The 22,971-nt window shown below is 44.7% G+C and carries 20 protein-coding genes and 1 pseudogene; 8 read left to right on the top strand and 13 right to left on the bottom strand.

From position 1 onward, the window contains the following. The first annotated feature begins 203 nt into the window (after nt 1-203). The 3 genes from AB4249_RS07570 to AB4249_RS07560 all read left to right on the top strand — a co-directional run bounded on the left by AB4249_RS07570 (nt 204) and on the right by AB4249_RS07560 (nt 3,764). A complete protein-coding gene (locus AB4249_RS07570; RefSeq protein ID WP_017060166.1) occupies nt 204-1,436 on the top strand; it encodes a pyridoxal phosphate-dependent aminotransferase in 1,233 nt (410 codons plus the stop codon). 344 nt (nt 1,437-1,780) lie between these two features. Beyond that, on the top strand, nt 1,781-2,365 hold the full coding sequence (gene yfbR, locus AB4249_RS07565; protein ID WP_017060613.1) for a 5'-deoxynucleotidase: 585 nt from the start codon (nt 1,781-1,783) through the stop codon (nt 2,363-2,365). 55 nt (nt 2,366-2,420) lie between these two features. Further along, on the top strand, nt 2,421-3,764 hold the full coding sequence (locus AB4249_RS07560) for an anti-phage deoxyguanosine triphosphatase (protein ID WP_372102715.1): 1,344 nt from the start codon (nt 2,421-2,423) through the stop codon (nt 3,762-3,764). Nucleotides 3,765-3,790: 26 nt separating this feature from the next. Here the strand turns inward: AB4249_RS07560 and AB4249_RS07555 are convergent, their stop codons facing one another. Next, nucleotides 3,791-4,390 (bottom strand): tRNA-uridine aminocarboxypropyltransferase, encoded by a 600-nt coding sequence (locus AB4249_RS07555; protein WP_017060615.1) that lies wholly within the window; start codon nt 4,388-4,390, stop codon nt 3,791-3,793. Between the two features lie 9 nt (nt 4,391-4,399). On the opposite strand from AB4249_RS07555, the gene rrtA reads away from it, so the two are divergent. Continuing rightward, nucleotides 4,400-4,948, top strand: coding sequence for a rhombosortase (gene rrtA, locus AB4249_RS07550; RefSeq protein ID WP_017060616.1), 549 nt, complete (start codon nt 4,400-4,402; stop codon nt 4,946-4,948). Here the strand turns inward: rrtA and AB4249_RS07545 are convergent. The 8 genes and pseudogenes from AB4249_RS07545 to AB4249_RS07510 form a co-directional block, all read right to left on the bottom strand. Beyond that, nucleotides 4,939-5,238: a helix-hairpin-helix domain-containing protein gene (locus AB4249_RS07545; RefSeq protein WP_017060617.1), complete on the bottom strand. Its 300-nt coding sequence runs from the start codon at nt 5,236-5,238 to the stop codon at nt 4,939-4,941. The genes rrtA and AB4249_RS07545 overlap by 10 nt on opposite strands. A 224-nt stretch (nt 5,239-5,462) precedes the next feature. Further along, complete coding sequence (gene ppiD / locus AB4249_RS07540; protein ID WP_017060618.1) at nt 5,463-7,328, bottom strand: peptidylprolyl isomerase; 1,866 nt, start codon at nt 7,326-7,328, stop codon at nt 5,463-5,465. 218 nt (nt 7,329-7,546) lie between these two features. After that, nucleotides 7,547-7,840, bottom strand: coding sequence for an HU family DNA-binding protein (locus AB4249_RS07535; protein WP_012604504.1), 294 nt, complete (start codon nt 7,838-7,840; stop codon nt 7,547-7,549). Between the two features lie 168 nt (nt 7,841-8,008). Then, complete coding sequence (gene lon, locus AB4249_RS07530) at nt 8,009-10,360, bottom strand: endopeptidase La (RefSeq protein ID WP_229647710.1); 2,352 nt, start codon at nt 10,358-10,360, stop codon at nt 8,009-8,011. Between the two features lie 132 nt (nt 10,361-10,492). Continuing rightward, a complete protein-coding gene (gene clpX / locus AB4249_RS07525; protein ID WP_009847283.1) occupies nt 10,493-11,773 on the bottom strand; it encodes an ATP-dependent protease ATP-binding subunit ClpX in 1,281 nt (426 codons plus the stop codon). Between the two features lie 81 nt (nt 11,774-11,854). After that, the gene (clpP, locus tag AB4249_RS07520) at nt 11,855-12,481 is read right to left on the bottom strand and encodes an ATP-dependent Clp endopeptidase proteolytic subunit ClpP (protein ID WP_004736080.1); all 627 of its coding nucleotides are present in this window, start codon (nt 12,479-12,481) and stop codon (nt 11,855-11,857) included. A gap of 105 nt (nt 12,482-12,586) precedes the next feature. Further along, the gene (gene tig / locus AB4249_RS07515) at nt 12,587-13,885 is read right to left on the bottom strand and encodes a trigger factor (RefSeq protein WP_017060621.1); all 1,299 of its coding nucleotides are present in this window, start codon (nt 13,883-13,885) and stop codon (nt 12,587-12,589) included. Between the two features lie 294 nt (nt 13,886-14,179). Beyond that, nucleotides 14,180-14,362: pseudogene (locus tag AB4249_RS07510) on the bottom strand (hypothetical protein); the annotation flags it as partial. 163 nt (nt 14,363-14,525) lie between these two features. Here AB4249_RS07510 and AB4249_RS07505 point away from each other — a divergent pair. The 3 genes from AB4249_RS07505 to AB4249_RS07495 all read left to right on the top strand — a co-directional run bounded on the left by AB4249_RS07505 (nt 14,526) and on the right by AB4249_RS07495 (nt 17,977). Further along, nucleotides 14,526-16,346, top strand: coding sequence for an ATP-binding protein (locus tag AB4249_RS07505; RefSeq protein ID WP_017068955.1), 1,821 nt, complete (start codon nt 14,526-14,528; stop codon nt 16,344-16,346). Between the two features lie 29 nt (nt 16,347-16,375). After that, a complete protein-coding gene (locus AB4249_RS07500; protein ID WP_102393527.1) occupies nt 16,376-17,725 on the top strand; it encodes a sigma-54 dependent transcriptional regulator in 1,350 nt (449 codons plus the stop codon). Nucleotides 17,726-17,803: 78 nt separating this feature from the next. Then, the gene (locus tag AB4249_RS07495; protein WP_017060624.1) at nt 17,804-17,977 is read left to right on the top strand and encodes a hypothetical protein; all 174 of its coding nucleotides are present in this window, start codon (nt 17,804-17,806) and stop codon (nt 17,975-17,977) included. 54 nt (nt 17,978-18,031) lie between these two features. On the opposite strand, the gene AB4249_RS07490 is transcribed toward AB4249_RS07495, so the two are convergent. The 3 genes from AB4249_RS07490 to AB4249_RS07480 form a co-directional block, all read right to left on the bottom strand. Then, nucleotides 18,032-19,393: a TRAP transporter large permease gene (locus tag AB4249_RS07490; protein ID WP_017060625.1), complete on the bottom strand. Its 1,362-nt coding sequence runs from the start codon at nt 19,391-19,393 to the stop codon at nt 18,032-18,034. A 2-nt stretch (nt 19,394-19,395) separates the two neighbouring features. Beyond that, a complete protein-coding gene (locus tag AB4249_RS07485) occupies nt 19,396-20,151 on the bottom strand; it encodes a TRAP transporter small permease (RefSeq protein WP_029235189.1) in 756 nt (251 codons plus the stop codon). A 64-nt stretch (nt 20,152-20,215) separates the two neighbouring features. Then, a complete protein-coding gene (locus AB4249_RS07480; RefSeq protein WP_016788636.1) occupies nt 20,216-21,211 on the bottom strand; it encodes a TRAP transporter substrate-binding protein in 996 nt (331 codons plus the stop codon). Nucleotides 21,212-21,557: 346 nt separating this feature from the next. Between AB4249_RS07480 and AB4249_RS07475 the strand changes: the two genes are divergently transcribed. Beyond that, nucleotides 21,558-21,965, top strand: a complete 408-nt coding sequence (locus AB4249_RS07475; RefSeq protein ID WP_004736070.1) for a thioesterase family protein — start codon at nt 21,558-21,560, stop codon at nt 21,963-21,965. Nucleotides 21,966-22,040: 75 nt separating this feature from the next. Here the strand turns inward: AB4249_RS07475 and AB4249_RS07470 are convergent, their stop codons facing one another. Continuing rightward, nucleotides 22,041-22,853, bottom strand: a complete 813-nt coding sequence (locus AB4249_RS07470; RefSeq protein WP_372102712.1) for a 4'-phosphopantetheinyl transferase superfamily protein — start codon at nt 22,851-22,853, stop codon at nt 22,041-22,043. Nucleotides 22,854-22,971: the final 118 nt, after the last annotated feature.

The raw sequence follows: 22,971 nt of genomic DNA, 5'->3' as shown, positions 1-22,971 counted from the left end.
CATTCCTGTGATTTTAAGCGATCCCGCCCCTTTATTCATCTTAGCCAATAACCAAGAAAGCGATTAATTAAAATTTAGAAAAGAGTGACAACAAAAAGGCTAAACGTGACACTGAAATGCGACATTCATCAGATTTTTATTCTATCAAACGCCATTTTGCGGTACTTTAATAAAGTATTTAAATTAATTTCAGGAAATCGGCAATGCAAAATATCGGGATGTCGTCAAAACTCAACAGCGTATGCTACGAAATCAGGGGGCCTGTACTCAAACATGCTAAGCGCATGGAAGAAGAAGGGCATAAAATACTGAAGCTTAATATTGGTAACCCCGCCCCATTTGGTTTTGACGCCCCTGATGAAATCCTTGTTGACGTAATCCGTAACCTACCGACATCTCAAGGTTACTGCGACTCAAAAGGCATCTATTCAGCCCGCAAAGCGGTTGTTCAGCACTACCAGAAAAAAGGCCTACGTAACCTTGATGTAGAAGACGTTTACATTGGTAACGGCGCATCAGAGCTTATCGTTATGTCTATGCAAGCGCTACTTGATAACGGTGATGAAATCTTAGTTCCCGCTCCGGATTACCCACTATGGACAGCGTCTGTTGCGCTTTCTGGTGGTACACCGGTTCACTACATGTGTGATGAAGATGCTGATTGGTATCCAGATTTAGACGACATGCGCGCGAAGATCTCACCAAAGACGCGCGGCATCGTTCTTATCAACCCGAACAACCCAACAGGCGCGGTATACAGCCGTGATTTCCTATTACAAGTGGTTGAGATTGCTCGTGAGCACGGTTTGATCATCTTCGCCGATGAAATCTACGACAAAGTACTTTACGACGGTGCGGTACACACTTCAGTGGCAACGCTTGCTGAAGACGTATTAATGGTCACGTTCAACGGCCTATCTAAAGCTTACCGTGTATGTGGTTTCCGTGGTGGTTGGATGTTCTTAACAGGCCCTAAACACCTAGCGAAAGGCTATGTAGAAGGGCTAGAAATGCTGGCCTCAATGCGTTTGTGTGCCAACGTTCCGATGCAACACGCTATCCAAACCGCACTCGGTGGCTATCAGAGTATCAATGAGCTGATTCTTCCAGGCGGTCGACTGCTTGAACAGCGTGACCGTGCATGGGAACTGATCAACAAGATCCCTGGCGTTTCTTGTGTGAAACCGAAAGGTGCAATGTACCTGTTCCCTAAAATCGACACCAACATGTACAACATCAAAGACGATCAGAAGTTTGTACTCGACTTCCTTAAGCAAGAGAAGGTGCTATTGGTTCAAGGTACGGGCTTCAATTGGCCGAAACCGGATCACTTCCGTATCGTGACTCTGCCGCACATCGAAGATCTAGAAATCGCAATTGGTCGTTTAGAGCGCTTCTTACAGACTTACAGCCAAGACGACCTCATCGAAGGTTAATGAGCACAAAGAAAGATGGCTACAATTTGCTGTTTTAAAAGACTTTAACTTGTATTCATTCACTTCTATGCTTAAAAGGCTCCTGTTTAGGAGCCTTTTTTGTATCCGCTGTCTCGTATCCCTGTGCAAACACAAGATACGAGTGGAGTATTGTTTATACCAATCACAGTAAGTAAGTGTTCAGAAATAGCGTAGGGAAAAAGCTTGAGAACAAGGCAGCTATTTTCGACAAGCAGCTTCGATAAGTAGTTATTCTACAATCAAAAATTCTAACATAGTTATCGAGTTTTTTAACAAGCTAGGATGACCAGTTATTTACTACGATTGGTACTATAAGGACATTTATGAAACAGAGCCATTTCTTTGCCCATCTCGCACGCATGAAGCTAATTCAACGCTGGCCCCTGATGCGTTCGGTATCAAGCGAGAACATTTCAGAACATAGCCTACAGGTTGCTTTCGTGGCACACGCCTTGGCACTGATCAAAAACAAGAAGTTTGATGGTCAGCTTAACCCCGAGCACATTGCTCTGCTTGGCATGTACCACGACACCAGTGAGGTACTGACGGGTGATTTGCCAACGCCAGTTAAATACTACAACCCGGATATTGCACAAGAGTATAAGAAGATAGAAGCCGCGGCAGAACAAAGACTGCTTTCGATGTTGCCAGAAGAGTTCAGAGACGACTTCGCCCCCTTCTTAATATCTGGTACTGCGAGTAAAGAAGAGCAAAGCATCGTCAAGCAGGCAGATACTATCTGTGCGTACCTGAAATGCTTGGAGGAGCTCAGTGCGGGCAATCATGAATACGAGCAAGCCAAGCGCCGATTGGAAGAGACACTCGAACAACGCAAAAGCCCAGAAATGGACTACTTTCTCACCACATTCGCACCGAGCTTTGAATTATCACTAGACGAGATAAGCTAGCTGGGTATAAGTTGTTTTTAATTAGCTAAATAAAATCAATTTGATAGGTGCTATTTTGAATTCTCAACTCGAACCACCCTTTGTACTCGAACAAGAATGGCAGCATCGAAATGACGATGAACATAAAATAAGACGGGATGACCACCGCAGCCCGTATCAGCGTGACCGTGCGCGCGTGCTTCACTCTGCTGCTTTCCGTCGCTTACAAGCGAAAACCCAGATCCATGGCACCACGGTCAACGACTTTCACCGAACGCGCCTTACCCACTCTCTTGAGGCCGCTCAGCTTGGCACCGGTATCGTCGCTCAACTGAAGAAAAAGCAGCCCGAATTTCGAGACCTATTACCCTCAGACAGTTTGATTGATTTACTGTGTTTGGCTCACGACATCGGTCATCCACCCTATGGACATGGCGGCGAAGTCGCACTCAACTACATGATGCGCGACCACGGCGGCTTTGAGGGCAACGCTCAAACGTTTCGCATAGTCACACAGCTAGAACCTTACACTGAACATCACGGGATGAACCTATCTCGACGCACTTTGTTAGGTCTAATTAAGTACCCTTCTCTGCTGAGTGAGGTTCAAGCTAAATTGCAGTCTGAACCCGTTAAGCATCAACGACAACTCCGAGCTAAAGATTGGATGCCAGCAAAAGGCATCTACGATCATGATGAAGAGTTGTTTAACTGGGTGCTTGAACCGCTTTCAAGCAGCGACCAACAGCTCCTAAAACAGAAAAGAAAAACGCATACCGAGCCACTTGAGCACAACAAGACCAAATATAAGTCACTGGATTGTTCGATCATGGAACTTGCTGACGACATCGCGTATGGCGTGCACGATTTAGAAGATGCGATTGTGCTTGGCTCTGTGACCAAAGCTCAGTGGGTCGAATCGGCTTACCCTCAACTGAAAGAGATGGCCGACCCATGGATTTGTGAACACCTAGATTCAATTACAGAGATGCTTTTCTCTGGTGAACAGTATCGTCGAAAGGATGCGATTGGTGGGATAGTCAACGCACTGTTGACCAGTATCTCGATTAAGCGAGTGGAGGCTAACTTTGAGAATGTACTGTTGGCTTACAATGCGGTGCTCGAGCCGAGCATGGACGGCACACTCGATAAGCTGAAACACTTTGTCAGCGAGTTCGTTATTCAAGTGCCACAGGTTCAGGTCATCGAATACAAAGGTCAACAGATCATCATGGATATGTTTGAAGCATTCAGCGCAGATCCTGAACGCTTGCTGCCACTGCCCATCAAGAAGCAATGGCTACAACATCAAGATGAGTCTCGAAAAATGCGCGTGATAGCCGATTACATTTCATCGATGACTGATGATCTTGCGCAGAAAATGCATCAGCAACTGTTCTCAGCTCATACCGAGTTTTAATTCCTGACTCACTTTACTAAAACGGCTTAATCTAAGTAGTTTTTCTCAAACACGCCCGGCGGCATTTGATTGATTTGAAACTGAATCATTTGGTCAAATGCCGTTAGCAAAGGGCTAAAGTCGCCATCACGCTCTAACAAGCTAAGTAAATGATAGCCAGCTTCAACGGTTGAAAGGCTATTTTCACTGGGTGCTTTGCGAATTCGGTAATTACCCTTGAGATCTTTCGGTAAATGAACCGTGTTCAACGCATGCAAGTTACTCGATACTTGCCACATCTTGAATGCTTTCTTCCACGTGCCATCCAATAAAATCACACGCAGCTTCTTATTGGGAGATGTCGCCGACTCAACTGAAACAGAGTTTTCGCTTGGGTATAAAATCACATGTTGATACTGTTCATCGCACAACAATGCGTTGAGTTGTTCGTTGTCTGAAAAGTCTTCGCCAACAAACGTCACGCTGTTATTAAGAGATAACGAGAGAATACGCGCTGTTCCCATCGGACGATGCTCTTCTGATGGGTGCTGAAGAATGATAAGCTCAACATTCGATTCGAGTGGTGTAACCCACTGACAAATACAAGCTTTCAAAGCCTTGCTGCATTGGGGGCAATAACGAGACATGGATTTAATGTGTACCCTGTTTTAATTTTCATTTCACTTTTATGCGTCTTATTCCAATTTGAGCCAATACAAGCTTGGGTCGTTTGGGATAGCAATGCGATTGCCGATGGGCAATGGTGGCGAATCCTAACAGGAAACTTTTCACATACCAACTACTCGCATCTTCTGATGAATCTAGCAGGCTTGTGGATCATCAGCTACCTGTTTCAACCGAGTAAAAAACAGCTTGTTGTTGCTTTGCTTGTGATCAGTTTAGTGACTGGCGTCGCTCTGTTGTTTTCAAGTATTCAGATCTACGTTGGCCTATCGGGCACTTTGCATGGGTTGTTTGGCTTATTCGCGCTCAGAGAGGCTTTAAACGGCAGGAAGTCTAGTTGGCTGTTAGTATTCGGATTAGTCGCTAAAATCGCTTGGGAGCAGCTTATTGGCCCTTCTAGCACGACTGGTGAACTGATTAATGCTCGTATCGCGATTGAAGCCCACCTAGCAGGTGCATTGGCCGGAGGCTTCATATCTATCGCTTCATTTCTAACAAGTAGAAAAACGGGTCAAAGTTGAATTCTTTCGCGGTTCTTTTCAACCGTCGCTTCACCTATCCCTTTGACACTCACCAAATCATCAGCAGTAGTAAATGCCCCGTTCTGATCTCTGTAATCGACGATTTCTTTGGCTTTCTTGTCACCCACGCCAACCAATAGTGCTGAAAGTTCTTCTGCCGTCGCGGTATTGATGTTGACCGTAATCTCAATGCCTTCGTAAAGCTCAGCCTTGGTTGGGCTGTCTGCAAACACGGCAGGGCTTAAGAGCATCAGAAATGAAAGAATTAGTGTTGAATATATCGTGCGCATAAATAGTTCCTTTGTTCAAAAAACGTAACTTATGCATTTGTCGCGCTAGATAACACAATCACCAGATAAAAATAAAGCGGATCACCTAAGTGACCCGCTTCGTTATACATCTTATTTTCATCAGCTTGTTTGTTGGCTCACAAATCTGAATTAAAGCCTAACAATCACGTGTTGATTTCAGTAGTAAGCTCTAACTTGAGCTTGCTACTGAGGTAATCAAACGCTTACTGACCTTGACCCACTACGTAGTATTCAACGTCTGCGTTTTTACGAAGTACGTTTAATACGTTAGTCAGGTCTTGCTGGTTACCAACTCGCTCCAACTGTGCACCAATTTGAGTGCTGTAGGCTGGGTTGATCTCAGCCGTTACTTTAGAAAGCTCAACAACAACGATATTACCGTCTTGGTCTTTAGATTGACCGAACACAGCTTGACCTGCTTCTGGTTTCGCTAGAGCGAATACAGATGCGGCTAATGGCGAGTTACGGTCAATCGTTTCAAGTTCAGTGAACTCAAGGTTGTTGTCCGCTAGTACTGCTTCATTGCCTTGCTCAAGTTCGTTCACTAGAGAAACACCTAGCTCAACCGCTTGCTGCTCTGCTTGTACAGCAGACAGTGCAGCGACAACTTGATCTTTCACTTCAGCTAGAGGAAGAACTGTCTCATCACGAGTCTCTTCTACACGAACAACAATTACGTGCTCAGGTGCAACTTCGATAACTTCCGAGTTTAGACCGTCTTCTTTCACTTCAGGGCTCAAGATAGCTTGCATAACTGCAGGCGTCATCAGAACTTCTGGAGCGTCAACTTGAGAGATGAAATCTGTCGTTGTGATCTTCGCGTTGATAGCTTCTGCAGAATCATCTAGAGAATCTGGGAATTCAAACGCTACTTTTTCTAGCTCAGTTTGTTGCTCGTAGAACTGATCAACTGCGTGTTGGTCTAGAAGCTCTGTCTTAATCTCTGCCGCTACTTCAGTGTAAGGCTGAGCTTGAGACGCTTTTAGTTCGTCTAGCTTGATGATGTGGTAGCCGAAATCAGATTTAACTAGGCCAGTCGTATCACCAATATTCTCAAGAGCGAAAGCCGCATCTTCGAATGCTGGGTCCATAACGTCGCGTTCAATCCAACCTAAATCACCACCAACATCTGCACTACCGAAGTCGTCAGATTTCTCTTCCGCTAGCGTAGCAAAATCAGCGCCTGCATTTAGCTCGTCTAGGATTGCCTGAGCTTTCGCTTCGTCATCGCCTTGAACTAGGATGTGGCTAACTTTACGTTGCTCTTCCGTTGAGTACTTGTCTAGGTGCTCTTGGTAGTATTTCTGTGCTTCTTCATCGCTTACTTCAAGCTGAGACTTAAGCGCTTCAGCAGAAAGCTCAATGTAAGATACCTTAGCTTGCTCTGGACGAGTGTAAGCTGCTGGGTTCTCTTGGTAGTACTGTTCGATTTGCTCGTCAGTTAACTCGATGTCTTTTGCAAGGTCAGCAACAGACAGTGTCACTGTGCGAATGTCACGAGTTTGTGCGATAAGCTTGCTCTGAGTATCGATTTCGCCCTGAAGAACGAATTCACTGCCTTGAAGTGCAGTCACAAGCTGGTTGCGCATTAGGTCACGACGCATGTATTCAGCGAAGCTCTCTGCGCTGAAACCTGCACGACGTAGTGCCGATTGGTAAACTTCTTGGTCGAATTGACCCGCCGTTTGGAACTGAGGCATTTCTAGAATCATGGTGCGGATTTGAGAATCACTGATTCGTAGGCCTAGAGACTCAGCTTGCTGCTCAAGCAGTACGTCATTGATCATGCGATCAAGTACTGATTTACGGAAAGACTCTACGTAAGCAGGGTCTGCAAGCATTTGCGCGAAGTAATCGCCAAGTTGAGACTGCATACGATTACGTTCGTTTTGGTAAGCCTGTTCGAACTCACCACGAGCAATTTCTGTGTTGCCAACTTTAGCTGCTGCGTTGTTACCGCCACCGGTGATGTAGCTGCCTACACCTGCGAATACGAATGACAGGATAATCAACCCAAGGATAATTTTTACCGCGATGCTATTCACGCCTTCGCGTAATCGATCCATCATAATTTAAGTGCTCTCCGGATATGAAGCATTGGCTTCAAAATAAAAATCTATTCACGCGATATTATCAGAAAAAGAAATGCGCATCAGTAGGATGCGCATAATTTAAATAAGTTCAATGTGCTTTGTACACATACTGTTTAAGAATGAAACATCATTTTTCAAACAGTAAACGCATTTTACTGCCTTCCCCTCTTAAATGGAGGTTTCAGCAGTGAAAATTAGTTACATGCGTCTTTAAGTGCTTTACCCGCTTTGAAGCCAGGTACTTTAGCTTCTGCGATTTGGATCTCTTCACCAGTTTTTGGGTTACGACCTGTACGAGCAGCACGAGTACGAACACTGAAAGTACCAAAGCCAACAAGTGCAACTTGGTCACCAGATTGTAGCGTTGTGCCAACTGCTTCGATGAATGCGTCTAGAGCGCGGCCAGCTGAAGCTTTAGAGATGTCTGCGTTTTCTGCGATTGATTCTACTAGTTGTGTTTTATTCACTGTTTTTCCCCTATGTGTCATCTGTGACTACTTCTGATGACTGTACGTTCCATTTTGGTTTTAATTTAGCCGCAAGCCTTATTGCAAAAGGGCTGCCGCTTTGTTCAATAACTTAGCGTCCAAAAAAAACGCTGACAAGCCTTTTCGGGCCTATCAGCGTAATTCTTTACTTATTTTTGCTATGCATCACTATTTTTTCACGTCAAACTCGACCCCTGACGGATCTCGTTCTAGCGCGACTTTGAGTACTTCTTCAATCCACTGAACCGGGATCACCTTCAAGTCAGCGATTACGTTGTCTGGAATCTCTTCCAAATCACGCTCATTGTCTTTAGGGATCAGTACAGTTTTGATGCCGCCACGGTGTGCAGCAAGCAGTTTTTCTTTCAAGCCACCGATAGGTAAAACTTCACCACGAAGGGTAATTTCACCTGTCATACCGACCTCTGCTTTAACCGGGTTACCCGTCAAGCTAGAGACAAGTGCAGTACACATTGCGATACCCGCACTCGGGCCATCTTTCGGTGTAGCACCTTCTGGTACGTGAACGTGAATGTCACGTTTTTCGTAGAAATCTGAGTTGATACCCAGTTTTTCAGCACGAGAACGAACCACTGTCATTGCCGCTTGAATCGACTCTTTCATCACGTCGCCAAGTGAGCCAGTTTGCGTTAGCTTACCTTTGCCCGGCATTGCTTCGGTCTCGATAGTCAGTAGATCACCACCCACTTGAGTCCACGCTAGGCCTGTTACTTGACCGATACGGTTGCTTTCATCCGCTTTACCGAAGTCGTGGCGTTGAACACCTAAGTACTCTTTCAGGTTATCAATGTTAACCGTTACAGACTTAAGATCGCTGTCTAGCAAGATGTTCTTCACTGCTTTACGACAGATCTTTGAGATTTCACGCTCTAGGCTACGTACACCCGCTTCACGCGTGTAGTAACGAATGATGCCGATGATTGCAGAGTCTTCAATCTCAATTTCATGAGGCTTAAGACCGTTGCGTTGAACTTGCTTGTCCAGTAAATGGCTCTTAGCAATGTTCAGCTTCTCATCTTCTGTGTAACCAGATAGACGAATCACTTCCATACGGTCCAGTAGAGGCCCAGGAATGTCCATCGAGTTCGATGTTGCCACGAACATAACATCTGACAGATCGTAATCTACTTCTAGGTAGTGATCGTTAAATGCGTTGTTTTGTTCTGGATCTAGAACTTCTAGAAGTGCTGAAGATGGGTCGCCACGCATATCAGAAGACATCTTATCGATCTCATCTAATAGGAACAGTGGGTTCTTAACACCAACTTTAGACATCTTCTGGATCAGTTTACCCGGAAGTGAACCGATGTACGTACGACGGTGACCACGAATCTCAGCTTCATCACGAACGCCACCAAGTGCCATACGCGTGTACTTACGACCCGTTGCCGCAGCAATCGAACGACCTAGCGAGGTTTTACCTACACCAGGAGGACCAACAAGACAAAGGATTGGGCCTTTTAGCTTGTTGATACGGTTTTGTACTGCCAAGTATTCAAGAATACGTTCTTTAACACGCTCTAAGCCGTAGTGGTCTTCGTTTAAGATCTCTTCCGCTTTCGCTAGATTCTTTTTCACTTTTGAACGCTTAGCCCAAGGAACGCCCACCATCCAATCAATGTAGCTACGTACTACTGTTGCTTCAGCAGACATTGGCGACATCATTTTCAGTTTTTGCAGTTCTTGCTCGGTTTTTTCACGAGCTTCTTGAGGCATCTTAGAGTCTTCGATCTTCTTCTTCAGAGTCTCGAATTCATCAGGAGCGTCGTCCATCTCGCCAAGTTCTTTCTGAATCGCTTTCATTTGCTCATTCAGGTAGTACTCACGCTGAGATTTTTCCATTTGCTTCTTAACGCGGCCACGAATGCGTTTTTCAACTTGCAAGATGTCAATTTCTGACTCCATTTGGCCCATCAAGAATTCCAGACGTTCAGTCACATCTAAGATTTCTAGAACGTGCTGCTTGTCTACCAGTTTAAGTGGCATGTGTGCAGCAATCGTATCAGCAAGGCGAGCTGCCTCATCAATACCGTTCAGAGATGTTAGAACTTCTGGTGGAATCTTTTTGTTCAGCTTAATAAAGCCTTCGAATTGATTGATCGCGCTGCGAACAACCACTTCTTGTTCTTTTTCGTCAAGTTCTGAGGTTACAACGTATTCTGCGTCCGCTAAGAAAAACTCACTTTCTTTGAATTGGTGAATTTTTGCACGCTGCTGACCTTCGACAAGCACTTTAACAGTACCATCAGGGAGCTTTAGTAACTGAAGAATGGTAGCGACAGTTCCTACTTTAAATAGGTCGTCAATTGAAGGCTCATCAGTGTCCGCTTCTTTCTGCGCTACAAGTAGTACTTGTTTGTTAGCTTCCATTGCCGATTCAAGGCAAGTAATCGATTTTTCACGACCAACAAACAATGGAATAACCATGTGTGGGTAAACCACTACATCACGTAGAGGTAGCACGGGGATTTCGATACGCTCGGAACGTTCCAAGTTCATATATTTCTCTCTTCCGCTTTAACTTATAAAGCAGTATATGGGGCTTAAACGACTGGATTCAATGGAAGAATAAAAAAAAGGAGGTAATTGCTTACCTCCTTTTTCAATTTGAGTGACTTGTCTAAAAAAGACCTACTCTGCAACAGCTGCTTGGTTATCTGAGTTGCTGTAAATTAATAGTGGTTCTGACTCACCATTAATTACCGACTCATCAATCACAACCTTGCTTACATCAGTTGAAGATGGCAGTTCGTACATAGTTTCTAGTAGAACACCCTCCAAGATAGAGCGTAGACCACGAGCACCCGTTTTACGGTTCATTGCTTTCTTAGCAATGGCACGTAAAGCGTCTTCACGGAATTCTAGCTCTGTATCCTCAAGCTCAAATAATGCAGCGTATTGTTTTGTCAGTGCATTCTTTGGCTCACAAAGGATTTGGATTAGCGCTTCTTCATCAAGCTCTGTCAGTGTTGTTGTAACAGGTAGACGACCAATGAATTCAGGAATTAGACCATACTTCACTAGATCTTCAGGTTCTACTTGAGTGAACAATTCACCGATAGTTTTAGTTTCGTCTTTCGAACGCACTTCTGCGCCGAAGCCGATACCTGAACCTGTTTCTACACGTTGCTCAATCACTTTATCTAGGCCTGCAAACGCACCACCACAGATAAATAGGATCTTAGACGTGTCCACTTGCAAGAACTCTTGCTGTGGATGCTTACGACCACCTTGAGGTGGAACTGAAGCTACTGTACCTTCAACAAGTTTTAGTAGAGCTTGCTGTACACCTTCACCAGACACGTCACGCGTGATTGATGGGTTTTCAGCTTTACGAGAAATCTTGTCGATTTCATCGATGTAAACAATGCCGCGTTCCGCTTTCGCTACGTCGTAATCACATTTCTGAAGCAACTTCTGGATGATGTTTTCAACATCTTCGCCCACGTAACCCGCTTCGGTTAGTGTTGTTGCGTCTGCCATTGTGAAAGGAACGTCTAGGAAACGAGCCAATGTTTCAGCCAGTAGTGTTTTACCACTACCAGTAGGACCGATAAGAAGAATGTTACTCTTACCTAGCTCTACGCCTTCAGCTGTCGTATCACCATTACGTAAACGCTTGTAGTGGTTATAAACTGCAACTGCTAGCACTTTCTTCGCGTATTCTTGACCGATTACATAGTCGTCAAGATGCTCACGAATCTCACGCGGCGTTGGCAGCGATTCCGATTCTTTCTTAGGAAGAACATCTTTAATTTCTTCACGAATAATGTCGTTACAAAGATCGACACATTCATCACAAATGTAAACAGAAGGACCTGCGATTAACTTGCGAACTTCGTGTTGGCTTTTGCCACAGAAAGAGCAGTAAAGCAGTTTACCGCTACCACCCTCTTTGCTTTTATCTGTCATTCGCTAACCTCTTAGCCTTAACTCTCTATGCTTGAGTGTATATCAATTTGAATCACTTTGCGTTAAACAATTGCCCTGCAATTATTGACCGCGGTGATTAAGAACTGAATCCACCAAGCCGTATTCTACTGCTTGATCAGCAGACATGAAGTTATCACGATCTGTATCGCGCTCAACAACTTCTAGAGGCTGACCAGTGTGCTCTGCCAATAGTTTGTTTAGCTTTTGTTTGATCGTTAGGATCTCTTGCGCGTGAATTTGAATATCAGACGCTTGGCCTTGGAAGCCGCCAAGTGGCTGGTGAATCATTACACGTGAGTTTGGAAGCACGTGACGCTTACCAGGAGTACCACCCGCTAGTAAGAATGCACCCATAGAGCAAGCTTGACCCATACATACTGTGCTCACGTTTGGCTTGATGAACTGCATTGTGTCGTAGATAGACATGCCTGCTGTTACGCTACCGCCAGGTGAGTTGATGTAAAGATAGATATCTTTGTCTGGGTTTTCTGATTCCAAGAAAAGCAGTTGAGCCACGACAAGATTTGCCATGTGGTCTTCCACTTGACCTGTTAAGAAAATGATACGTTCTTTTAATAGACGAGAATAAATATCGTAAGAACGTTCACCACGGGAAGTCTGTTCAACCACCATAGGAACTAGTGCGTCCATAATCGATGGCATTGTATTTTTTTCTTGGTAGCTCATATTCTTATGTCCCTAAAATAAATGGCCCGAATGATTAAATCATACGGACCATTGTTAGCAGAATTGTTGACCGTACGTCAACCTTCTACGTCAGATATTACTATATTAAGCAGGTTGCTGATTCATTAGCTCGTTGAAGCTAACTTCTTTATCAGAAACTTGAGCTTTAGCGATGATTGCATCAATAGCTTGCTCTTCTAGAGCAACGTTGCGCATGTTGTTCATCATTTGCTCGTTTTGCTCGTAGTAAGCAATAACTTCTGTTGGATCTTCGTATGCTGTAGCCATCTCTTCGATGATAGCTTTAACTTTCTCGTCGTCAGCTTTTAGCTCTTCAGTCTTGATTACTTCACCAAGTAGAAGACCTACAACTACGCGACGTTTAGCTTGCTCTTCGAACAGCTCACGTGGAAGTTGATCAGCAGCTTCAGTGTTGCCACCGAAACGTTGAGCAGCTTGTTGACGTAGAACACCGATCTCTTGATCGATTAGAGCAGAAGGTACGTCGATGTTGTTTTCGTTAACTAGACCGTCGATAGCTTGCTCTTTGATGCGGTTCTTAACAGCTTGCTTAAGCTCACGCTCCATGTTCTTACGAACTTCAGCTTTAAGACCTTCAACGCCGTCAGTTGCGCCGAACTTAGCAACGAATTCTTCGTTTAGTTCTGGAAGTTCACGAGCTTCAACTTTGTTTACTTTGATTGCAAACTTAGCTGCTTTACCTTTTAGGTTTTCAGCGTGGTAATCTTCTGGGAAGTTTACGTCGATTTCGAATTCCATACCTGCTGTTTTACCAACGATACCGTCTTCAAAACCAGGGATCATGCGACCAGCGCCCATCTCTAGTGGGAAGTTCTCAGCTTTGCCGCCTTCAAACTCTTCACCGTCGATAGAACCAACGAAGTCGATAGTTGCACGAGAACCAGCGTCAGCAGCAGCTTCAACTTCAGTCCAAGTTGCTTGTTGCTTACGTAGAGTTTCGATCATCTCTTCAACGTCAGCTTCTTTAACTTCTACTGCTGGTTTCTCAACAGTGATGTTTTCTAGACCTTTCAGCTCAACTTCTGGGTAAACTTCAAAAGTTGCGTTGAATACTAGGTCAGCGCCTTCGTTGTTTTCAACTGGTGCGAAAGTAGGTGCGCCAGCTGGGTTGATTTTCTCTTTAACGATCGCTTCGATGAAGTGACGTTGCATTACTTCGCCCATCACGTCTTGACGTACTGCTTTGCCGTACATTTTAGCAACCATCTTCATTGGCACTTTGCCTTTACGGAAACCATCGAAACGACGGTTTTTCGCGATGTTGCGTAGTTCAGCTGTAACTGCATCTTCGATGTTAGCAGCAGGAACAGTAATATTAAGACGGCGCTCTAGGCCTTCTAGCGTTTCAACAGTAACTTGCATTATATAAACCTCAAAACTGGCTCAGTAATCTGAGCATATGAGCCGTAACTTAGCTTTAATTCAAAAGCAGACGTTGTTGGCTGCATCCTTGTGTAGTGCTCTATCCGAACACCTAATTTAAAATCGAGCATTGATGCCTGAATTGATTATTCAACCAAACACCAGACTAATCAGCGATATCTTCGTTCTTCACACGTCGATTAAAACGCAATAAAGCTTGTTTTCAGAAACAAGAAAGGTATCTCCGATTAGCCTCAGGACAGAAATTTTAGACGCGACATTCTAGCGATCTGTTTAATCTCTGTCGAGCCGTTCACCTCTGCATGATGATGAATGCTCTAAATTCGTCCAACTAAGTGATACAAAAACGATCAAATCATCACTTAGCACAACAGAAATGGGGACAATAGCGACTTTTTCAAGGGAATCGAGGGCTTTTTTTGCTAAAAACCTTAAAAAGAGATCTTGCTCTTGTTTTACCCCTCAGAGTCGATAACTTTTTCAACAATCCCCGTTACAAACCCTTAACCTACATCCATCTGTTCACTCTCTGCTTTCAGCAAAAACTACCGCTATTTGCTACCATAAACGAGAGAAGACAGGCTTGATTGTTTACCAAAGAAATCAGCGGAGAGCCTTCATGTTTCAAGCTTTTAAAATCCCAATACTGTTAATGGTCACATACAGTTTACTGATGGTGTTTGGCGGTCATTGGGTGTGGAGCACGAGCCATAAAAGTTTGTTAAATGATCATCAATCTAAGCTGGACCGCTTTTCTGTTCATATTTCAAGCCAATTGGATAAGTTCGCGCACATTCCCGAGCTGCTTTCAAAAGACAAAGAGCTGGTCGATGCCCTGCACTCTCCAAGTAACTCTGCGCAAATCGAACTCACTAATCGTTATCTAGAGCACGTAAACTCGGTGATTCAAGCATCCGACACCTACCTACTAGACAGTATCGGCACCACCATTGCAGCCAGTAACTGGAATCAACCGCGTTCTTTTATTCGTCGTAACTTTGCTTTCCGCCCCTACTTTCAAGAAGCGATTATTGGCAATGAAAATCAATATTTTGCGCTAGGTTCAACCTCTGGAAAGCGAGGCTATTATTATTCTTACCCCGTCTCCTATGCCGCCGAGATTATTGGCGTCATTGTCGTAAAGATGGATTTATCGCTGATTGAAGCAAGTTGGAAAGGCAAACAGAGTTTTTTTGTTGCTGACGATAAAGATCAAATTGTATTTATGTCGAGTAACCCTGAGTGGCTGTTCAAAAGCCTTCAGCCGCTAAGCGAAGTACAACACACTCGAATTCAAGAAAGCAGGCAGTATCTCGATACAAAAATAGAAAGCCTGCACTTCTCCGGCGATTTAGACAGTGCCACCAGTCGTATTGAGTCGCCACACAAACTCGTCCAAGAGCAGTTCTTTAGTTCTTCGCGTTTCCTAGCCGAACCAAGACTCACCATACGGGTATTTTCTCCAACCCACTTAGTTTGGTGGGACTTGGTTGCTTACCTTGTGGTTTTGAGCCTAATCTTTGCGATTATTTATCTAACAATGCAGCTCAACCACCATAGACAACAAAGACGAGCACAGATAGACAGGCTGCAATCCGAAGCCAAGCAAAAACTCGAATTTCAAGTGCTTGAACGTACATCGGAGTTACATGTTGAGATCAAACACCGTATCGAAACCGAGCATGTTCTGAGGCAAACCCAAGACGAGCTCATCCAAGCCGCCAAACTAGCAGTGCTAGGGCAGATGTCAGCGAGCATCAGTCACGAACTGAATAACCCGCTTGCCGCGATTCGCAGTTATGCCGACAACGGCCGATTGTTTCTTGCCAAAGAAAAAACCGATCGTGTCGATGACAATCTATCGCGAATCTCGGCACTCACTGATCGTATGGCGAAAATCAGCCACCAGCTTCGCTCGTTCGCCAAAAAATCTACTGCGGAAGAGCTACATACCTTACAAATACTCCCAGTTTTACATTCATCGAAAGAGCTGATGAAGCCACAACTCAAGAGCGAGCGAGTTAAGGTCAACGAACTCCCTGAGACCTTTGATGCTTGCGTGCTCGCCAACGCCATTCAACTGGAACAGGTGATCATTAACCTGCTGACCAACGCGATTCAGGCGGTGGAACAACAAGATGACAAACAATTAGCTATTCTGTTAGAGATTAGAGAGTCCGACCATCAACAAGCCAATACCTTGCTAATTCATGTCGATGATAACGGCCCCGGCTTCACCTCCCCTTCTAGCGGAAACTTTTTTGAACCCTTCCATACCACCAAGAAAAACGGACTTGGACTTGGGCTATCGATTTCTCAACAAATAATCAACGGAATAAATGGCAAGCTCGTTACCGGTAGTAGCCCTCAAGGCGGTGCTCGAATCAGCATAGAGTTGCCCCTTGTTGGACATGAACAGCAAACAAAAACTCAGCAATAACCAGAATACAAAGAAGTAAAGGAATCACTATGTGTCACGTCTATTTCATTGATGATGAATCCGATCTAAGAATGGCGATTGAACAGAGCTTCGAGCTCGCCGACATTGATGCCGAATTCTTTCCCGATGCGGAGTCTGCTCTGCTCGCGATTCAAGAAAACGGCTTACCTCACGTGATCATCACTGATATCTGTCTACCAGGTCTATCCGGGCATGATCTGCTCAACACCGTGATGCACAAAGACAAAGAGATCCCCGTGATCATGATTACTGGTCACGGCGATATTTCAATGGCCGTTCAAGCCATCCAATACGGCGCCTATGACTTCATTGAAAAACCTTTCGCTAATGAACGCCTAATCGAAACCACTAAGCGAGCGATAGAAAAACGTCAGCTCACACTAGAGAACCTTGAGTTAAAACGTTCACTCAAAGCCAGCCAAGCGCTCGGCCCTAGAATCATTGGTGATACGCAATCCATGACTGAGCTGCGCTCCATCATCACCCATATTGCCGACACCAATGCCGATATATTATTGTTTGGCGAGACAGGTACAGGTAAAGAGTTAGTAGCACGTTCTCTGCATGAACAAAGCAGCCGTCGAGAGCAAAACTTTGTCGCGGTCAACTGTGGTGCTGTTCCTGAAAACCTGATTGAGAGTGAACTGTATGGCCATGAAAAAGGGGCATTCACGGGCGCAGAAAGCAAGCGAGTGGGTAAATTCGAGTTTGCTCAAGGCGGAACTCTATTCTTAGATGAAGTTGAATCCATGCCGATGCAGGCACAAATTCGCCTATTACGCGTCTTACAAGAACGCGTTATTGAGCGAGTTGGTTCAAACGGTTTAGTGCCACTAGATATTCGAGTGATAGCAGCAACCAAAGTCGACCTAAAGAAAGCCGCTGAAGAAGGCTCTTTCCGCCAAGATCTCTATTATCGACTCAATGTTGTGACCTTAGATTTACCGCCGTTAAGAAGCCGACAAGAAGATATCCCAGCACTCTTCCACCACTTCTTACTGGTCGCTGCGGCGCGTTATGGCAAGACTGCCCCTGCCCTTCCACAAAAGGAGCTGCACGCACTTTTGGCTCATGATTGGCCGGGAAATGTTCGAGAATTACGTAATACTGCAGAGCGTTTTGTACTTTTAGGTAAGCTTTCTCACTTATCAGACAGCGCCACTGAAACTACTCAAGAACTGTCTTTGGCAGAATTGGTATCTGACTTTGAAAAAAACACGTTGAAGCAGGCACTTATTGAATGCAATGGCAGTATAAAAGAGACCATGGAGAGGCTGCAATTACCGAGGAAAACCCTCTACGATAAGATGCAAAAGCACCAGCTAACGAAAGAATCTTATAAGGTAGAACCAAACTAAATTAGATTTGGGAGCAAGATCACCTATACTTATTTCGACAACAGGATGTTATGCAATAAATATAATAAGGAAGTGGTTATGGGTGAGAAAACAAAAGTGCCATCGATTACCGATACTTTCGAGATAGATGGTATTTTTTATGCTGACAATCATGTCGATCTACACACGCCAGAATTAGAGGCAAAACGCGCTTTGTATGAGCAGATAAAGCCTCATTCAAATCGTGGCAGAAATATAGATGAGGAGGTCTAGCGACCTCCTCATTTTTTATGGATTAAATTCCATGTCAGTGAATGACTCAAATAGCTACTTGGTTATGATCTCTGGTCCCATCAAGGTGGTTGGTAACCATGTTGATACCCAAGGTACGTAAGTGACGATAATCAGGAATAAGAACATCACCCCAACCCACGGCAATGCGGCTTTTACCACGTTCATCATCGACATCTTCGCGACACCTGCGGTCACAAACAAATTGAGCCCCACAGGCGGCGTTATCATCCCTATCTCCATGTTCACCACCATCATGATACCTAGGTGAATTGGGTCGATACCGAGCGCAATTGCAATTGGGAATACCAAAGGAGCAACGATGATCAGCAAGCCTGATGGCTCCATGAACTGCCCACCAATCAAGAGTAAAACGTTTACTACAATCAAAAAGGTGATCGGACCCAAGCCCGCAGATAGCATAGACTCAGTGATCATTTGAGGAATGCGTTCTTCGGTCAGTACATGCTTAAGAATCAGAGCATTGGCAATGATAAACAGCAGCATGATCGTCAGCTTGCCTGCATCGTAAAGTGTGTCTTTGGTGTCTTTATGGAAAAACGTTTGGAACACCTTAACCAAAGCAGGCTTTGTATTGTTCTTGTCAGCGAAAGGCCCCATATCTTTATAGATAAAGTTGGCAATGAAGAAGGCATACACCGCAGCCACTGCCGCCGCTTCTGTCGGAGTAAAGATGCCGCCGTAGATACCACCTAGAATGATGACAATCAGCAGCAAGCCCCAGCTCGCATCTTTCGCAGCTGCGAACATCTCGCCCCAGCCCACAAATGGCTGTGCCGGAATCTTCTTAATACGTGCTGCGATGTAGATAGCAATCATCAACATCACACCCGCCAGCAAACCAGGAATAACGCCACCTAAGAACATACGACCTACCGATACATCGGTCGCCGCCGCGTATACCACCATCACGATGGACGGTGGAATCAAGATCCCCAACGTACCTGCGTTACAGATAACCCCTGCCGCGAACTCTTTTGAGTAGCCGTTTTTGATCATACCTGCGATAACGATACTACCGATCGCCACTACCGTTGCAGGAGATGAACCAGAAAGGGCTGCGAACATCATACATGCCACAACCGACGCCATCGCCAAGCCGCCGCGGAACCAACCCACCATCGCGATAGCAAAACGGATAATACGTTTCGCCACGCCACCAGTAGACATAAAGCTAGAGGCCAAGATAAAGAAAGGAATCGCTAAGAGTGTGTAGTGGCCTGCAAATGCATTAAACAGCGTTTGTGCGACTGAAGCTAATGACGCATCTGAGTGCATCAATAAGAATATTACGCTCGATAAACCGAGGGAAATTGCAATTGGTACACCGACCAACATGAAAGCAATTACCATTAAAAATAGAAATAACATTGCCATGATTAGTCTTCCTTACCATTAGATTTTGTACTCGACTCATTCGCTTTGTTCTGCGGAGTCGAATTCAATACCGCTGTTGCATCTTCGTCAGGGCCCGCTAGCACGTCTGCTTTCAACGCATCCAGCTCTTCTTCGGCTTCGTGTCCTGCAATCATGCGGTCAAGCTTGCCTGTGACGACTTGGTAAGCAACTTGAGCAAAACGGAACGTTAGCATTGCCATACCAATCGGCAGCGCCATATAAGGAATAAAACGTGGCAGTTTCTCGTATCGCTCGCCTTCATTCAGCCAGTCAGCAAGAAACTGAAGCATCTCTGGCATTGGAATATCGTCGGTCTCGTACCATGCGCGATCGGTCGCGAATGGGTACCAATAATTCCAAGAACCGATAAGAAGTAAGATTGAAAATGCTAGGCAGCTTGTCACGGCGATGAGCGCATACACTTTGCGTAGCTTTTCTGGGGCAAGGTTGATGATCACATCAACACCAATGTGGAAGTGTTTTTTAACGCCATAAGATGCGCCCACTAACACCATCCAAGCAAACATGAACACGGTCAGTTCCAGTGCCCATAAGATGTTGTCATTGAATGCGTATCGAAATACCACGTTGGCAAAAGTAAGTAGCGTCATTGCGCCAAGGAAAAATGCGATTAGTGACTCTTCAATCACATCCGTAACTCTTCCGACTTTGGAAAAAAGAGAGGTTTCCAGTGCTGATTCGCTAGAATTTGGTTGTTCCATTTGAGGCTTTTCCATAATTGACTCCGCTTATAATTGTTTTAATAAGGAGTGACGAATACTCGCCACTCCCTTAGCGGTGTTATTGGTTTGAAGCTAACGCTGCATCGATAAGGTCTGAACCGATGTCTTTTTCAAACTTCTTCCATACTGGTTGAAGTGCAGCTACCCATGCTTCACGCTGTTCAGGCGTAAGCGTACGAACCTCACCACCCGCTTCGATGATGTTATTTTTGTTCGCTAGGTTAACTTTTGAAGATTCTGCGTTACGAGTCTCAGACACTTCTTGAACGATTGTGCCAAGTTGCGTACGTACATCTTCAGGTAGGTCTTTCCAGAAGTCGTTCGACGTTACTACCAGGTAATCAAGGATACCGTGGTTAGTTTCTGTCACGCCGTCTTGTACTTCAAAGAACTTCTTACCGTAGATGTTTGACCATGTGTTCTCTTGGCCATCGATAACCTTAGTTTGTAGGCCACCGTATACTTCTTTGAAAGACATCTTCTGTGGGTTAGCACCCAGTTGTTCAAACTGAGCCACCAATACATCCGATGCTTGAACACGGAATTTCAAACCTTTTGCATCTTCAGGGCTGATAAGAGGTTTGTTCGCCGACATCTGTTTCATGCCATTGTGCCAAAACGCAAGACCTTGCAGGCCACGACGCTTCATCGCGTTCTTCAGCTTTTCACCAGATTCTGAGTTTTGGAAACGGTCAACGGCTTCTACGTCTTCAAATAGGAAAGGAAGGTCAAAAATGCGGTATTTCTTAGTGAACTTCTCAAATTTTGACAGCGATGGCGCCGCCATTTGAACATCACCATTTAACAGGGCTTCCAGTACCTTATTATCATCGTAAAGTGTTGAGTTAGGGAAAACTTGCATACAAGCTTTTCCATTCATTTCTGTGTTTACTCGCTCTTCCAGTAAAGAAGCGGCGATGCCTTTCGGGTGCTTATCGGTATTGGTTACATGACTGAATTTAATCACGATTTCACCAGGGTCACAGTTTGCAGCAGCATTAAAACTTGTGAGCGCCAGAGCAGATACAGACAGCAGGGTAAGAGGCTTAAACATTATTATTCTCCTTAGTAAACAAAGCAGCCCTTCAATGGGAACTGCGTGCTTTCACTAAGGCAATTAGCGCGCCACATTGACACAATCCATTAACAAGCCTTTAACCGCAAGGCTTCATCAGATCTGCCTGCAGTTGCCGCTAACTCGCTACAAAAATTAATGGGTGGAAAATGACACATAGAATATTTGTAAATGGGTGGAAGCTGACCAATGTAATAGTAATGAATGAGGTCTGACCAAAAGCCACATTACCGATGATGCCTTGAAGTAATTTCGACCTATCCTGTAGAGTGCTGCACAACTTAGCCAGATTTACTGATCCACTACTTACCAAGAGTTGATACCAATGAGTCAGATCTACCATCACCCAGTACAAATTTACTATGAAGATACCGATCACTCTGGTGTGGTTTATCACCCTAACTTTCTTAAATACTTCGAGCGTGCGCGCGAACATGTCTTGGGCAGCGATAAACTGGCGGAGTTGTGGAATGAGCACGGACTAGGTTTTGCAGTCTATAAAGCCAACATGACTTTTCAAGATGGGGTTGAGTTCGCTGAGATCTGCGACATCCGAACCTCTTTTGAACTCGATGGAAAATACAAAACCTTATGGCGACAAGAGGTTTGGCGTAAAGATGCAACCAAACCTGCCGTGATTGGTGATATCGAGATGGTTTGCCTAGATAAAGACAAACAACTTCAGCCTGTACCCGCAGAAGTATTAAAAGCGATGCTTGGCGAAACGAGTTAGCCAATATTACGAGTGGCTGAGAGCGAGCCGTGTTCAAGATTAGAAGCTAAAGGTTCTAGTGTAACGAACGTAAACTCAGCCAAGTAGCTTCGATTTGGGGAAGCACTTAATCTCTAATTGCATAGGAAGCGTTGCACCACCAAGCGTCACGGCAAATCGAAACTGGTTATCCAGCCTTCCTAAACTGCATTGCCAATCTGTTGAAGTATTGTCATTTTCAGCAGCATCCAACCCTACACCGTTATGGACAATGATTTCTCCATGTAACTCTGGTCGTAAACCCGACGAATGAACTGGCAGCGTTTGTTGAGTTAGATTGGAAAAATCGAACGAAAAACTTTTCAATGATGTGGCCAACCCCTTACCTGTCGCTTTGATGTACGACTCTTTCAGTGCCCACAAATCAAAAAAACGTTCTCTTTGAGATACCTCATCCAGCTCGAGTAAATCGTTAATCTCAAATGCCGAAAAGTAATGCTTCATGATCGCCGCGATGTTGGTCGAGCTTCTTGCATGTTCTATATCCACCCCAAGCTGTAGTGGTTGCCCTTTCGTTCGGCAGACAGCAATCAGTAAATGATCTTGACTGTGGCTAATATTGAAATTCAGTCCGGTTTTGTGTTGCTGCTCTGCAATCAAGCTTGGTTTGCCTTTTTCACCATACTCAAATCGCCACTCTTCAGCCGTCAAATCAGAGTAGATCGACAGAACCTCTCGTAAGTAGTTACGAACATAGAGCGCTTGGATCTGAGATGAAGGCATTCGATAACGCTCAACCTTAGCGACTTCATCGTCGGTCAGTTTCTGTTTAAGGCACGACACATGATCAGTACCTTCATCCAAATTGCTTAGAGAACAAAGCCACAAATCAACGACTGGTGTTTCCATCTTTTGAGCACTCACTTCTTAAAAATCACTATTCATAAAGCCATCAATAAAACATCAAAACGAACAAATTTAACTCACCTATATTTTGAGAGAAACATAGAGAATTTGGGCAGGAAAC

It is taken from the genome of Vibrio sp. 10N.261.55.F4 (assembly GCF_041470465.1).
GTDB lineage: Bacteria > Pseudomonadota > Gammaproteobacteria > Enterobacterales > Vibrionaceae > Vibrio > Vibrio crassostreae_C.
Note: the sequence above shows the minus strand (reverse complement) of the source record. Positions and strands in the feature narration are given on the sequence as shown.